The following is a 12,966-nucleotide window of genomic DNA, read 5'->3' on the forward strand; positions in this document are numbered from 1 at the left end:
ATACCTATGAAAAAACTGTTGTGTGCTGTGTTGTTATCACCATTGTTATACAGCAATGCAGTGTTGGCCGATGATGCTAAGCAATTACGCGAAACCTTAAACGGCACGGAGTCCCTTAAGGCGGATTTTAAGCAAACCGTTACCGATGTGAATAAAAAAGTTATCCAAAGCGGTGCTGGCGTATTTGCACTTGCTCACCCTAATCAGTTTTATTGGCATTTAACGGCGCCCGATGAGTCTAAAATTGTCGCCGACGGTAAAGACTTATGGATCTACAACCCCTTTGCCGAGGAAGTTGTGATTATGGATTTTGCTGAAGCTATTAATGCATCGCCTATCGCTTTATTAGTTCACCGCGATGATGCCACTTGGTCGCAATATAGCGTGACCAAGAAGCAAGACTGTTATGAAATCAAACCTAAGTCGATGGACGCTGGTATTTCTGCGGTTAATGTGTGTTTTAACAAAGGCACACTGAATAAATTTAATGTACTCGATGATAAAGGCAATCTGAGCCAGTTTGACTTAAGCAACCAACACACTATTAGTTCTGCGGATAAAGCGCTGTTTAAGTTTGTGTTGCCTGATAACGTTGATGTTGATGACCAACGTGTTAAACCCCAATAGGTTAGCGAGTGAGTAGTTTATCGTTTAATTTTGCGCCCGATTTTCGTCCTTTGGCCGCGCGTATGCGCCCAAGGACGATAGCTGAGTACATAGGTCAAGCCCATTTGTTAGGTGAGGGCCAACCACTACGCCAAGCATTAGAAGCGGGCCGCGCCCATTCGATGATGTTATGGGGACCGCCGGGTACTGGTAAAACGACCCTTGCCGAACTTATCGCCCATTATTCTAATGCCCATGTCGAACGTATTTCGGCGGTCACGTCGGGTGTAAAAGATATTCGCGCCGCCATTGAGCAAGCGCAAGCGATTGCTCAATCCCGTGGCCAACGTACCTTGTTATTTGTTGATGAAGTGCATCGCTTTAATAAGAGTCAACAGGACGCCTTTTTGCCCTTTATTGAAGATGGCACTGTGATTTTTATTGGGGCGACCACGGAAAACCCTTCATTTGAAATCAATAATGCCTTACTGTCGCGGGCGCGTGTTTATCTAATTAAGCGCTTAAGCCAAGACGAGATAGTGCATATCATCACCCAAGCCTTAACGGATACAGAGCGTGGCTTAGGGCAACGACAGTTAATTATGCCAAATGATGTGCTCAATAAACTGGCGCAGTTATGTGATGGCGATGCGCGTAAGGCGCTGAACCTGCTTGAGTTGATGAGCGATATGGTGGCCGATGGTGGCAGTTTTACCATCGAGATGCTAGTACAAGTCGCAGGCCATCAAGTGGCGGGGTTCGATAAAAATGGCGATCAGTTTTACGATTTGATTTCGGCTGTACACAAATCGATTCGCGGCTCGGCGCCGGATGCCGCGCTCTATTGGTTTTGCCGCATTTTAGAAGGCGGCGGCGATCCGCTATATGTCGCCAGACGCTTATTAGCCATAGCCTCAGAAGATGTGGGCAACGCAGATCCTGCTGCCATGACCATTGCGCTCAATGCCTGGGATTGTTTTCACCGCGTAGGTCCTGCCGAAGGTGAGCGGGCGATTGCCCAAGCGATTGTGTATTTAGCCAGTGCGCCTAAAAGTAATGCCGTGTATACAGCCTTTAAAGCGGCGAGGGCGCTGGCGCGCGAAACGGGCCAAGAGGCCGTGCCTTATCATTTACGTAATGCACCCACAAAACTCATGGCGGAAATGGGTTTTGGCGCCGAGTATCGTTATGCCCACGATGAACCCAATGCCTATGCCAGCGGTGAGAATTATTTCCCCGAATCCTTACAAGCATCGCAATTTTATTTCCCGACTGAACGCGGATTTGAGAAGCGGATTAAGGACAAATTGGCGCAATTAGCGCAATTAGATCAAGCCAGTGGGAGAAAAAGGTATGAATAATCTCATACTTGTGGCCTTAGGTGGTTCCATTGGTGCGGTTTTTCGCTATCTTATTTCAATATTCATGATCCAAGTATTTGGCAGCAGTTTTCCTTTTGGTACACTGTTGGTCAATGTCCTTGGTTCATTTTTAATGGGCGTCATTTACGCACTGGGACAATTGAGTCATATCAGCCCAGAACTCAAAGCACTAATTGGTGTTGGCCTGTTAGGTGCTTTGACAACGTTTTCAACCTTCTCAAACGAAACTTTATTGCTGATGCAAGAAGGAGATTGGTTGAAGGCAGCTTTGAATGTGGTGTTGAACCTAAGTCTATGTTTGTTTATGGTTTACTTAGGTCAACAACTGGTTTTTTCTCGCATTTAACTATTAAGAATATATCACATGTTAGATCCTAAATTTTTGCGCAACGAATTAGCAGTGACCGCTGAGCGATTAGCTACCCGTGGTTTTATTTTAGATGTCGCTCATCTCACCCAATTAGAAGAAAAACGTAAGTCACTGCAAGTGGCAACGGAAGAGCTGCAAGCCTCGCGTAATGCTATTTCCAAGTCCATCGGACAAGCTAAATCCCGCGGCGAAGATGTGGATGCCATCATGGCGCAGGTAGGCGATTTAGGTGCGCAATTAGATGCGAAGAAAGTCGAGCTGGCCGCGGTACTTGAAGAAGTGAACGCGATTGCTATGTCGATGCCAAACCTGCCAGATGAGTCTGCGCCTATCGGTGCTGACGAGACTGAAAACGTCGAAATCCGTCGTTGGGGCACGCCACGCAGCTTCGATTTCCCCGTTAAAGATCATATCGATTTAGGTGAAGGCCTAAACGGTTTAGATTTTAAGAGCGCAGTGAAAATCACTGGCTCACGCTTTATCGTGATGAAAGGCCAAATTGCCCGTTTAAATCGTGCATTAGGGCAGTTCATGCTAGATCTGCACACCACTGAGCATGGTTATACCGAAGCCTACGTGCCATTACTGGTTAACGAAGCAAGCTTATTGGGTACAGGCCAATTACCTAAGTTTGGTGAGGATTTATTCCACACAAAACCTGCGACCGAAGAAGGCCAAGGCTTAAGCCTTATTCCAACCGCAGAAGTGCCATTAACCAACTTAGTGCGTGATACCATCGTTGATGAAGATGAGTTACCCATTAAATTAACCGCACATACCGCGTGTTTCCGTAGTGAAGCAGGGTCTTACGGTAAAGATACCCGTGGCTTAATTCGTCAACATCAGTTTGATAAAGTGGAATTAGTACAGCTAGTTAAGCCAGAAGATTCAATGGCTGCACTCGAAGTGTTGACTGGCCATGCGGAAACGGTTTTACAACGCTTAGGCTTACCATATCGTACAGTGGTGCTTTGTACCGGTGATATGGGTTTTGGCTCAAGCAAGACCTACGATATTGAAGTGTGGTTACCTGGACAAAACACTTACCGTGAGATCTCTTCATGCTCAAATATGAAGGATTTCCAAGCGCGCCGTATGCAAGCGCGTTACCGTGTTAAGGCTGATAACAAACCCGCATTATTACATACCTTAAATGGCTCTGGTCTTGCGGTAGGTCGTACCTTAGTTGCAATTTTGGAAAACTATCAAAATGCTGATGGTAGCGTGACTATCCCTGAGGCGCTGCGTCCATACATGGGCGGACTCACACAGATCGGTTAATTGACATAACACAATACCATGGATAAAGGTCAACGCTATCTTCGTTGGCTTTCCTATACTGCGGTCATCGCCATATTTTGCGCTGTGATGCTCGCAACCTTAGGTAAAGCTGTCTGGGTTGTGTTAGAAAACGTCAATTAGCACGACTCAATGTTAAGACTCAAAATGAAAAGGGGTATCTGCAATAGATATCCCTTCTTTTTGATTTTATTACATGATTACTTTGAATATTGATACGCTGAATCAGCCTTCCACGTTCTAAAGCGCAGTTCTGCACCCTCGGGTAGATAAAACACCTTTGGTAGACGACTGTCATAACGCAGTGTTAATTCACTTGGGATCCTTAGAAATGCTTCTTTTTTGGCTAATTCAAAACAGGCCATCATAGTGCTTGGGCCTTCTGATATTTCATCGACCTGATAGTAGTTATAACCCCAACCTTCAACGGTGAGCTCTTTAAGCTGGCCATTGAGTCCATGTTTATTGCAATCAACAAGTTGAGTTTGGCCTATTTGGATCTCGACCATGTAGTCTGCTTCATTCTCAAGCTTAGGTAATGTCAAAATATGTTGAACCATGCCTTTGTTGGGGGCTGGGAACATTTTAACGGCTTCCCCTGGAGCATAATTATTGGTGTTCATACGAGAAACATTAATCATTGGGGCATTAAGTCCTGTTGGATGAGGCGGGCTGACAGCACTGGCATTAAAAGAAAGCAACGTAAAGGCCAGTGGTACTACCGCAAGATAACGCAATTGAGTTAATTTCATACATTTCTCCTTAAGACTTAAAAAGAGGTTGCTAGGATAATGGAACAACCATTCTACGGTACCTATAAACGGCTTACTTGCAAGAAAGGGTTATTTATGTCGGAAAATTTAAGCCCATAACTCATTTTTCCTTAAGATCTTTATCTAGCATTCGGCTATAAAATCAATGAATTTTAGAGGGTTGAACTGTGTTTTTGAAAAATGGTGCATTCATAGAAAATTTTATAGTCTCGATGCTGTGGTTTGTTTGAGCTTAAAAACTGTTCAAAAAATAATACCACTTAGCAGACCGATATCCATCAACTACTTACGATGTACTTAATCCGAACGTCATTTCATCCCCAATGTTAAATTTATTTAGATAATTAGAGGCTTATTTAATTAAATCAGCCTTTTGTGTGATCTTGTTCAAGAAGTACTCAGAGTTTTGGCGTAATACGAAAAAAGCGACTACGTTTATCTGTAGGGAAAAGTTTCTTCCGTAACAACATAATAGAAATATAAATAAAAGAGACAGTAAAAATGACAAGCATGGAGCGCAATCTTTTTTCTACCACCACCTTGACCTTTATTGTTGGAGCTATAGTCTTCTGCGGGCTCGTTTGGCTCTCCCATTGGTGGCTTGCAGGCTTATCTTTACTCTCATACTTTGGATTTGCTTGGGTGCTTCGGGCACAAATTCACAAATCGACTCATCTTTATCAATCTCGCCAACTCGCCTATGAAAAAGAGAAACGACATCATGTTGACCAACAAGTCGCCAAACTTGAGGCGATTATTTCCCGCTTAGTACCCGTTTGGCAGGGACATATCGTCTCTGTTGACCAACAAATGAACCAAAGCGTAGCCAATATGACGGAGCGATTTAGTTCAATTATCAGCGAAATCGAAAAAGTCACTAGTAATTCAACGGGGATCGCAGATCAACTCCACTCCCCAGGTATAGAAGACGACAAAGCACTGCTAAAAGCATTATTTAATGACTTAAACCAGATGAATAGTGCCAAACTGCACCATTTAGAACAGTTAACCGCATTAGTTAACGATACCAAAGCACTTGATGGACTAGCAGCTGAAGTTAGAAAAATTGCCCAACAAACCAATTTATTAGCCTTAAATGCGGCAATTGAAGCCGCTAGAGCCGGAGAATCGGGTCGCGGCTTTGCCGTAGTGGCTGATGAAGTCAGAACCTTGTCAGCTCAATCAGGGCAGACAGGTGAACGGATCACTCAGCAAATTACTGAATTAAATCAACGTATGGCGGAGCTATACCAGCTGACCGATGCAGCAACTTTACAGGAAAGCCAAGCGCTAGAAGGTGGCGAGTCCATTCTCATCCGTGTAATTGACCACCTCGAAAATCGTACTTTGCAAATGAAAGATGAGGGTATTCAAGCATTAGAGCTTGGTCGGCAAGTTAAAAGAGAAATTGAGCAAATATTAGTGGATTTTCAATTTCAAGATCGCTGCGACCAAATGTTAAGACAGCTTGTCGCCAGTATTGATGAGCTTACAGAGCTAATCCGTGTTCAACAGCAAGCGAGGGAAGCCGGTTTACCTATTCCTGAAGGTGATGTGGATTCCTTGCTTGCCATGATGAAGCAAAGGTATGTGGCGACCGAACAGCATATTCACCATAGTTCAAAAAAAGATAGCCATTATCAACATGCAGAGAAAAGTTCTATTAACTTCTTTTAGTTCACGTTTATAAAACAAGGATGGCCACTGAGATGAAAAGAATACTCGTAGTTGATGACTCTGCCTCTATCCGACATGTCGTCAGTATTGCGCTTAGGGGCGCAGGTTATGAGGTCATTGATGCCTGTGATGGTAAAGATGCACTGAGTAAACTCAATGGCGATAAAATTAATCTTATTATCAGTGACGTTAATATGCCAAATATGGATGGCATTAGCTTTTTAAAAGAAGTTAAAAAACATCCGCGTTATAAATTCACTCCAGTCATTATGCTCACCACCGAGGCGGGTCGGGATAAAATGGAAGAAGGTCGCATGGCGGGAGCTAAGGCATGGGTAGTCAAGCCTTTTCAACCACCCCAAATGCTTGATGCGGTAGCTAAACTTTGTTTACCGTAAAAGGATTTGTGTATGCCAATCAATATCGCGCTAAAAGATCTATCTATTAAGGTTAACTTAACCGAAGAGTTAACTATCTATAGTGTTATGGAATTTCGTGATGCATTAGTCGGTCATTTGCAACCGGGTGTAGACATCAGTGTTGATCTTTCTCAAGTGACAGAGATCGATACCGCAGGGCTTCAGTGGCTTCTGGCGCTTAAAGTATTGAATGAGGCACATCGAGTAGAATTTTGTCACCACAGCAAAGCGGTAATAGATGCCCTCGCACTTTCGGGTTTGTCTGGCACATTTGACGATACCATAGTGATATCCTCGGAGACTCGCCTATGACCGCTAATGACGTTCAAAAGTTATTTATGACCGAAGCGGAAGAACTACTGACAGAAATGGAAGATGCATTATTGTCATTAGAGGTCGACGCAGAAAGTACAGAATTAATAAATCAACTTTTTAGAGCAATGCACACGATAAAAGGTGCAGCGGGTATTTTTAATTATCGTGCCATCGTTGATTTTACTCATCCCATTGAAACGTCAATTGATAGGCTGCGCAAAAATGAATTGAAAATAGATAGTGCGCTTATAGCACTACTCCTTAAGTGTAAAGATCATACATGGGCGTTGGTCAATGCTGCGGTAGAGGAGGATGAGGCAGAGTTGAATACACTCTGCATTCAAAGTCAGTCAATTTTGGCCGAATTAGCGCAACATGAAAACCTTGAACCTTGTTACCCTCAGACTCTCGCCGCAGAGGCGATTACCCCTGAACGGATAGAAGGACATTATCTTGATACGGGCCATTGGCTTATATCACTGGATTTTAAAGCCGATGCACTACGTAATGGATTAGATCCATTAAGCTTTATTCGTTATTTGCATCAATTAGGTCAAGTGCTTGAAGTTATTTGTTTAAGCCACAAGTTGCCGCCATTCGAAGAATGTGACTTCGAAAGTTGCTTTTTACGCTATCGTATTATTTTTGCTGGAGATTGTACGAAAGAACAAATTGAGTCGGTATTTGAATTTGCCCAAGATGATTGCGATATACAGATTCTACCTTCACAAAAAATCTCCGAATCATTTCAAGCTCTGATTGAACAGCTGAATCCGTCTGAAAATCAGCGACTAGGTGAAATTCTGCTATCGATCGGCGCCATCACTGAAAGAGAACTCTCTAAATCACTCGATTTACAGTCTGGTAAGAGTGAAGACTGCACGACTAAAAAACTGGGCGAAGTGCTAATTGCAAACTTACTTGTCGATAAACCTGTGGTTGAGCAAGCCCTTAAAAAACAAATTCAAGCTCGAGAGCAGGCGCAAACTATTCGCGTCGATTCTAATCGTCTTGGCCAGTTAATTAATTTGGTTGGTGAGCTGGTGACGGCAAGTGCTGCGATGAAGGTGATGGTCGACCGTTACCAATTTCTCGATGCTAATGACCTAGTAGGATCGGTAGAACATCTGGTCCAAGAAATTAGAGAAAATGCCTTACAACTACGTATGGTGCAGATAGGTGAAACCTTTTCACGTTTCCGGCGAGTGGTACGCGATGTCAGCAATGAACTAGGTAAACAAATTGAGTTGACCATCCAAGGGGGAGAGTCTGAACTCGATAAAATCGTTGTTGAAAAGATTAATGACCCTTTAACCCACCTTGTTCGCAATGCCCTAGATCACGGTATTGAATTTCCAGAGGCTCGTCTCAAGGCCGGTAAATCCGCTGAGGGACATCTGATGTTAAATGCCTACCATGATTCTGGACATATCGTTATTGAAGTCACTGACGATGGTGCTGGACTTGACCCTGAGCGCATTCGAAGAAAGGCTGAAGCATTGGGGTTAATTGATGTAAACCAGATTCTTAGCCATTCTGAAATTTTGAAATTAGCCTTTGAACCAGGCCTCAGTACTAAAGATAAAGCAAGTAATCTGTCAGGAAGAGGTGTTGGTATGGACGTAGTTAAACGCAATATTGAAGCGTTACGCGGCTCAGTTGAACTCGATAGCGAGCTGGGTAAAGGTACAAAAGTGACGATCACATTACCATTAACTCTTGCCATTATTGATGGTTTTATGGTCGGTGCTGCCAACGAAAACTATGTGATACCGCTGAATATGGTAGAAGAATGTGTCGAGCTCAATCGGGGCGAATGGCATGAGCAACAGAAGAATTACATCAGTTTGCGTGGGGAACTGATGCCTTTTATACGACTTAAAAGTTTTTTTAATATACCCAATTTAAATCAAAACCATACCCGTGAAAGCCTTGTTGTTGTTCGTTTTGGTCGAACTAAAGCAGGGATAGTTGTCGATAAATTATTTGGTGAACAGCAAACAGTGATTAAGCCCTTAGGGAAAATGTTTCAACATCTCAAGGGATTAAGCGGTGCCACTATTTTAGGAACGGGAGATATTGCCTTGATCCTTGACGTACAGGGTTTAATTACTGAAGCAAGCATTAGCGCCAAAAAATATCATCATGTAGCACTGATTGATGAATAGCCTATGTTGAAAAGGAATATTGACTATGTTTAAAAAACTGACGCTCAGCATGCAGATTTCTGGTGGTTATGCATTGGTGTTATTACTATTGATCGTGATTTCATTAGCCGCCTATTTTGGACTAACGAAAGCCATTGACGGTTTTAATGATTACCGCTCGTTGGCGCGCGACTCTAATATGGCTGGTCGCATCCAAGCTAATATGCTTACAATTCAAATGCAGGCTTATGACTATATCTTTCAGAAGAACGAGTCAGCTTATAAAGTATTTAATGAACGTAATGTTATTCTTAATGACATCATTCAAAAAGCCATGACGGAGATTAACGAGCCTGAATTAAGTCAACAACTTTCAGATATTCGCAAAGATATTGTTGATTACAATAATTACTTTGAATCTGTAGTAAAATTGATTAAATCTCGCAATGATGAAGTTACCAACGTGTTGGTTCCTAAAGGAACTGAAGTTGTAAAACTGATTTCTGACACTATGCATCAATCCTATAATAAAGGTCAGATTGATGTTGCTTATCGAGCAGGTTCTGTACTCGAATCGATATTGACTGCTCGTTTAGCAGCATCTAAATTCCTTGAAACAAATTTAGATGCCGATTTACAGCAGGCGCTGATGGCTATTGATTTAGCTAAGGGAGAGCGTCTTTCTGCCTTAAAAACTGTGGCAATAGATCTAGATGCACAATCAAAATTATTACAATTTACCAGCAGCATTGACAATTATGCGTCTTCGTTAAAGTCAGTTTATAGCACTATTAGCGAAAGAAACGATATTGTGCAAAATCAACTCGACCGTATCGGTGCTGATGTTGCGCGCCAAACTGAAGATATCAAATTAACCATCCAAAAAAGGCAAGATGCCCTTGGTCCTATTGTTAAAGCACAGAATGAGCAGACCCTTACCACTGTTATTAGTGTATCTATCGCCGCTATTTTGATCGGCATTTTCTTGGCATGGTTTTTAGTGAAGTTAATTAAAAAACCGTTGGGCGGAGAACCTCGTGATATGGAAACGATTGCGCGCGCAATCGCTAACGGAGACTTAACGGTAGAGCTAAAACAGCGTGAAAATGCGACGGGGGTTTATAAGGCGATGATTGATATGATTGATAGCCTTACTTCTGTGATTGCTCAGGTTCGAAGTGGTGCAGATAATTTGTCTAGTGCTTCTTCACAGGTCAGTAGTACCGCACAAAGTCTAAGCCAAGGAGCAACAGAGCAGGCTGCTAGTGTCGAAGAGACGACCAGTGCCGTTGAAGAGTTAAATGCATCTGTCCAGCAGAACTCCGAAAATGCTAGGGTTACCAATAATATGGCAACGGTAGCCGCTGAAGAAGCACGACAAGGTGGAATAGCGGTAGAACAAACCGTTGCCGCAATGAAACAGATTGCGGCGAAAATTAGCCTAATAGAAGACATTGCATATAAAACTAATCTATTAAGTCTCAATGCGGCCATTGAGGCGGCCCGTGCTGGTGAACATGGTAAAGGCTTTACCGTTGTCGCCTCCGAGGTTAGAAAATTAGCTGAAAACAGCAGCTTAACTGCACAAGAAATTAATAAACTAGCCAGTGAAAGTGTTGGTATTGCTGAAAATGCTGGCCGCTTGATCGCTAATATTGTGCCTAATATTCAAAAAACATCTGATTTGGTTCAGGAAATTAGTTCCTCCTCTGAGGAACAAGCCATTGGGATCAGCCAGATTAATGACTCTATGTTACAGCTTGATAAAGCCACACAGCAGAATGCATCTGCGTCAGAAGAGTTAGCCGCGACATCAGAGGAGTTAAACGGTCAGGCTAATCAACTACTTGACGCAGTAGAGTTTTTTAAACTTGCCATCAGTAGTGAAAGATCTCATCAAGGTAAATCAACAGTAATGGCGGCTTCTGGGCGTAAGACAGCCAAAGCTAAGCAACATGTTGAACGTACCGATTTCGAACGATTCTGATAGGGGCCTATCATGAATCAATTAGTGAATGAGATGAAGGCCAATTCAGTGGGAGATATTACCCAATATCTTACCTTTCAGTCAGGGAATGATACCTTTGCAATTGGTATTTTAGATGTAAAAGAGATCATTGAAATTGAAGGCATTACGCGGGTGCCTATGATGCCAGAATTTTTGTGCGGTATTATTAATTTACGAGGTAAGGTCGTTCCTGTTATTGATTTGTCAAAAAGGCTAGGGCGTCTGACAACGGTCATCTCAAAAAAAAGTTGTATTGTATTGGTAGAAGTCAGTCACGAAGATGAGCAGCAAACCATTGGGATGTTAGTGGATGAAGTGAATGAAATCCTTGAAATTGATGATGAACATACACAGCCGCCACCGGATTTTGGTGCCGATCTCAGAGTTGACTTCATTCGCGCAATGGGGCGAGTTGGCGAACATTTTATGATATTACTTGATATCAATTATGTGCTGTCGGTGGCCGACATTAGTGCAATTAGCCAACTCAATTTTCATGCAGCTGATGCCACTGATGAAGCACTATGAAGTCCTCACCGTTGCCGCTTGAACATACCGCCTTAACGCAAAGGGAATTTGAACATATCCGGCAATTTTTGTATGAGGAGGCCGGTATATTCTTGAGCGACATTAAAAAATCATTGGTGGCTAGTCGATTATGTCGACGCCTAAAAGAAACTGGTTATGAAAACTATGGAGATTACTTTGAGTTCGTCAAAAAACACTCTGAACATATTGAATATCATCATTTTATAGATGCTTTGACGACCAATGAAACATTCTTTTTTCGTGAAATAGAGCATTTTGAATTTGTTAAACACCTAATAAAAACACATCCACAAAAAAAAAGCTGGCAGGTATGGTCAGCAGCGTGTTCATCTGGAGAGGAGGCTTACAGCTTGGCCATGCTGTTGGCGGATCATTTAGGGATTGATGGTCACTGGCAAGTGCAGGGGTCTGATATTAGCCAGCGGGTGCTAGCGAAGGCTGAAATGGCACATTATCCCCTTGAACGTAATGACGCCATCGGCTTTGAGAGATTACAGAAGTATTGCTTAAAGGGGGTGGGTAAGCAAAACGGTACATTTTTAATTGACCAAAGCTTAAAGAGTAAAGTTAGCTTTTTTGCGATGAATCTGACTCAATCCTGTGAAAGTGTCGGAATGTGCGACTTAATCTTTATTCGTAATGTAATGATTTATTTTGATGCTGAGTCTAAGCAAAGGGTCATAAACCATGTAATAAAGCAGTTGAAAGTCGGTGGTTATTTGTTTATTTCACATACCGAATCCTTAATGCACGTAAAACATGGGTTAAAGCAGATTAAACCTTCTATATATCAAAGGATTTGATGTGGAAAAGACAGCCTTAAATCAAAGAACAGTAATCATGATTGGCCCTGGTGAGCATTATGTGACGGCGAAAAACGAAGTCATAAAGACATTATTGGGCTCATGTGTGGCAGTATGTTTATTTGATCCCAAGGCCCAGATCATTGGAATGAATCACTTTTTATTGGCTGCTGATCGGCGCAAGCTTACACATTTTCTTGATTCTCGCGCAGGTTACTATGGTGTTCATGCCATGGAGATCTTAATTAATGCCATGCTAAAGTTAGGAGCACAGCGGCAATATTTGCAGAGTAAAATATTTGGAGGCGCGAATGTTTTATCTTTGTGTGCTGACAATATCCTTAATCACTATGATATTGGCGGGATGAATATTGATTTTGTTAGACAGTTTCTACAACGTGAACGAATCCCTGTTATTAGTGAAGATCTTGGAGGCCATTCTGGTCGAATAATTTATTTCGATCCGTCGGATTATTCGGTCTATCGCAGTTTAATCGAGAATAAATATGAAGAAATTGCGTCACTTCAGGATGAAGAATACCGATATTTTAATCAAGCGAGTGAAGATATGCGTACCTCTAATAACTCGGTGGTGATTTGGTCGGATTAACAAGACTT

At 42.4% G+C, this 12,966-nt stretch carries 13 protein-coding genes; 12 read left to right on the top strand and 1 reads right to left on the bottom strand.

Annotated elements, in window-relative coordinates:
* The first annotated feature begins 6 nt into the window (after positions 1-6).
* The 4 genes from lolA to serS are packed head-to-tail and all read left to right on the top strand — an operon-like array spanning position 7 to position 3,639.
* Positions 7-627, top strand: coding sequence for an outer membrane lipoprotein chaperone LolA (lolA, locus tag JM642_RS09840; RefSeq protein WP_088585551.1), 621 nt, complete (start codon positions 7-9; stop codon positions 625-627).
* Between the two features lie 8 nt (positions 628-635).
* Positions 636-1,967: a replication-associated recombination protein A gene (locus tag JM642_RS09845; RefSeq protein ID WP_203433609.1), complete on the top strand. Its 1,332-nt coding sequence runs from the start codon at positions 636-638 to the stop codon at positions 1,965-1,967.
* Entirely contained in the window at positions 1,960-2,334 is a 375-nt protein-coding gene (gene crcB / locus JM642_RS09850; RefSeq protein ID WP_037418443.1) for a fluoride efflux transporter CrcB, read from the top strand. Before JM642_RS09845 ends, crcB begins: the two co-directional genes overlap by 8 nt.
* 18 nt (positions 2,335-2,352) lie before the next feature.
* Positions 2,353-3,639: a serine--tRNA ligase gene (gene serS, locus JM642_RS09855; RefSeq protein ID WP_037418445.1), complete on the top strand. Its 1,287-nt coding sequence runs from the start codon at positions 2,353-2,355 to the stop codon at positions 3,637-3,639.
* A 218-nt stretch (positions 3,640-3,857) separates the two neighbouring features.
* Here the strand turns inward: serS and eco are convergent, their stop codons facing one another.
* Positions 3,858-4,409, bottom strand: coding sequence for a serine protease inhibitor ecotin (gene eco / locus JM642_RS09860; RefSeq protein WP_055647641.1), 552 nt, complete (start codon positions 4,407-4,409; stop codon positions 3,858-3,860).
* 522 nt (positions 4,410-4,931) lie between these two features.
* Here eco and JM642_RS20460 point away from each other — a divergent pair.
* From JM642_RS20460 to JM642_RS09900, 8 genes are read left to right on the top strand one after another with little or no spacing between them, the layout of a single operon-like run.
* Complete coding sequence (locus JM642_RS20460; protein ID WP_050991390.1) at positions 4,932-6,107, top strand: methyl-accepting chemotaxis protein; 1,176 nt, start codon at positions 4,932-4,934, stop codon at positions 6,105-6,107.
* Between the two features lie 32 nt (positions 6,108-6,139).
* Positions 6,140-6,505 (top strand): response regulator, encoded by a 366-nt coding sequence (locus tag JM642_RS09870; protein WP_037429781.1) that lies wholly within the window; start codon positions 6,140-6,142, stop codon positions 6,503-6,505.
* A gap of 12 nt (positions 6,506-6,517) precedes the next feature.
* The gene (locus JM642_RS09875) at positions 6,518-6,838 is read left to right on the top strand and encodes an STAS domain-containing protein (RefSeq protein WP_037418461.1); all 321 of its coding nucleotides are present in this window, start codon (positions 6,518-6,520) and stop codon (positions 6,836-6,838) included.
* Between the two features lie 26 nt (positions 6,839-6,864).
* Positions 6,865-9,009, top strand: a complete 2,145-nt coding sequence (locus JM642_RS09880) for a chemotaxis protein CheA (RefSeq protein ID WP_275403233.1) — start codon at positions 6,865-6,867, stop codon at positions 9,007-9,009.
* A gap of 25 nt (positions 9,010-9,034) precedes the next feature.
* The gene (locus JM642_RS09885; protein WP_203433613.1) at positions 9,035-10,975 is read left to right on the top strand and encodes a methyl-accepting chemotaxis protein; all 1,941 of its coding nucleotides are present in this window, start codon (positions 9,035-9,037) and stop codon (positions 10,973-10,975) included.
* Between the two features lie 12 nt (positions 10,976-10,987).
* Positions 10,988-11,524 (top strand): chemotaxis protein CheW, encoded by a 537-nt coding sequence (locus JM642_RS09890; protein WP_037429777.1) that lies wholly within the window; start codon positions 10,988-10,990, stop codon positions 11,522-11,524.
* Positions 11,521-12,348, top strand: coding sequence for a protein-glutamate O-methyltransferase CheR (locus tag JM642_RS09895; protein WP_080612388.1), 828 nt, complete (start codon positions 11,521-11,523; stop codon positions 12,346-12,348). The genes JM642_RS09890 and JM642_RS09895 overlap by 4 nt, the downstream gene beginning before the upstream one ends.
* Before the next feature lies 1 nt (position 12,349).
* The gene (locus tag JM642_RS09900; RefSeq protein WP_203433615.1) at positions 12,350-12,958 is read left to right on the top strand and encodes a chemotaxis protein CheD; all 609 of its coding nucleotides are present in this window, start codon (positions 12,350-12,352) and stop codon (positions 12,956-12,958) included.
* Positions 12,959-12,966: the final 8 nt, after the last annotated feature.

The organism is Shewanella sp. LZH-2, assembly GCF_016859145.1.
GTDB classification, from domain to species: domain Bacteria; phylum Pseudomonadota; class Gammaproteobacteria; order Enterobacterales; family Shewanellaceae; genus Shewanella; species Shewanella xiamenensis.

Coding starts and splice junctions, on each gene's coding strand:
- lolA (WP_088585551.1), top strand. CDS start 7: ATGAAAAAACTGTTGTGTGCTGTGTTGTTATCACCATTGTTATACAGC.
- crcB (WP_037418443.1), top strand. CDS start 1,960: ATGAATAATCTCATACTTGTGGCCTTAGGTGGTTCCATTGGTGCGGTT.
- serS (WP_037418445.1), top strand. CDS start 2,353: ATGTTAGATCCTAAATTTTTGCGCAACGAATTAGCAGTGACCGCTGAG.
- eco (WP_055647641.1), bottom strand. CDS start 4,409: ATGAAATTAACTCAATTGCGTTATCTTGCGGTAGTACCACTGGCCTTT.
- JM642_RS20460 (WP_050991390.1), top strand. CDS start 4,932: ATGACAAGCATGGAGCGCAATCTTTTTTCTACCACCACCTTGACCTTT.
- JM642_RS09870 (WP_037429781.1), top strand. CDS start 6,140: ATGAAAAGAATACTCGTAGTTGATGACTCTGCCTCTATCCGACATGTC.
- JM642_RS09875 (WP_037418461.1), top strand. CDS start 6,518: ATGCCAATCAATATCGCGCTAAAAGATCTATCTATTAAGGTTAACTTA.
- JM642_RS09880 (WP_275403233.1), top strand. CDS start 6,865: ATGACCGAAGCGGAAGAACTACTGACAGAAATGGAAGATGCATTATTG.
- JM642_RS09885 (WP_203433613.1), top strand. CDS start 9,035: ATGTTTAAAAAACTGACGCTCAGCATGCAGATTTCTGGTGGTTATGCA.
- JM642_RS09890 (WP_037429777.1), top strand. CDS start 10,988: ATGAATCAATTAGTGAATGAGATGAAGGCCAATTCAGTGGGAGATATT.
- JM642_RS09895 (WP_080612388.1), top strand. CDS start 11,521: ATGAAGTCCTCACCGTTGCCGCTTGAACATACCGCCTTAACGCAAAGG.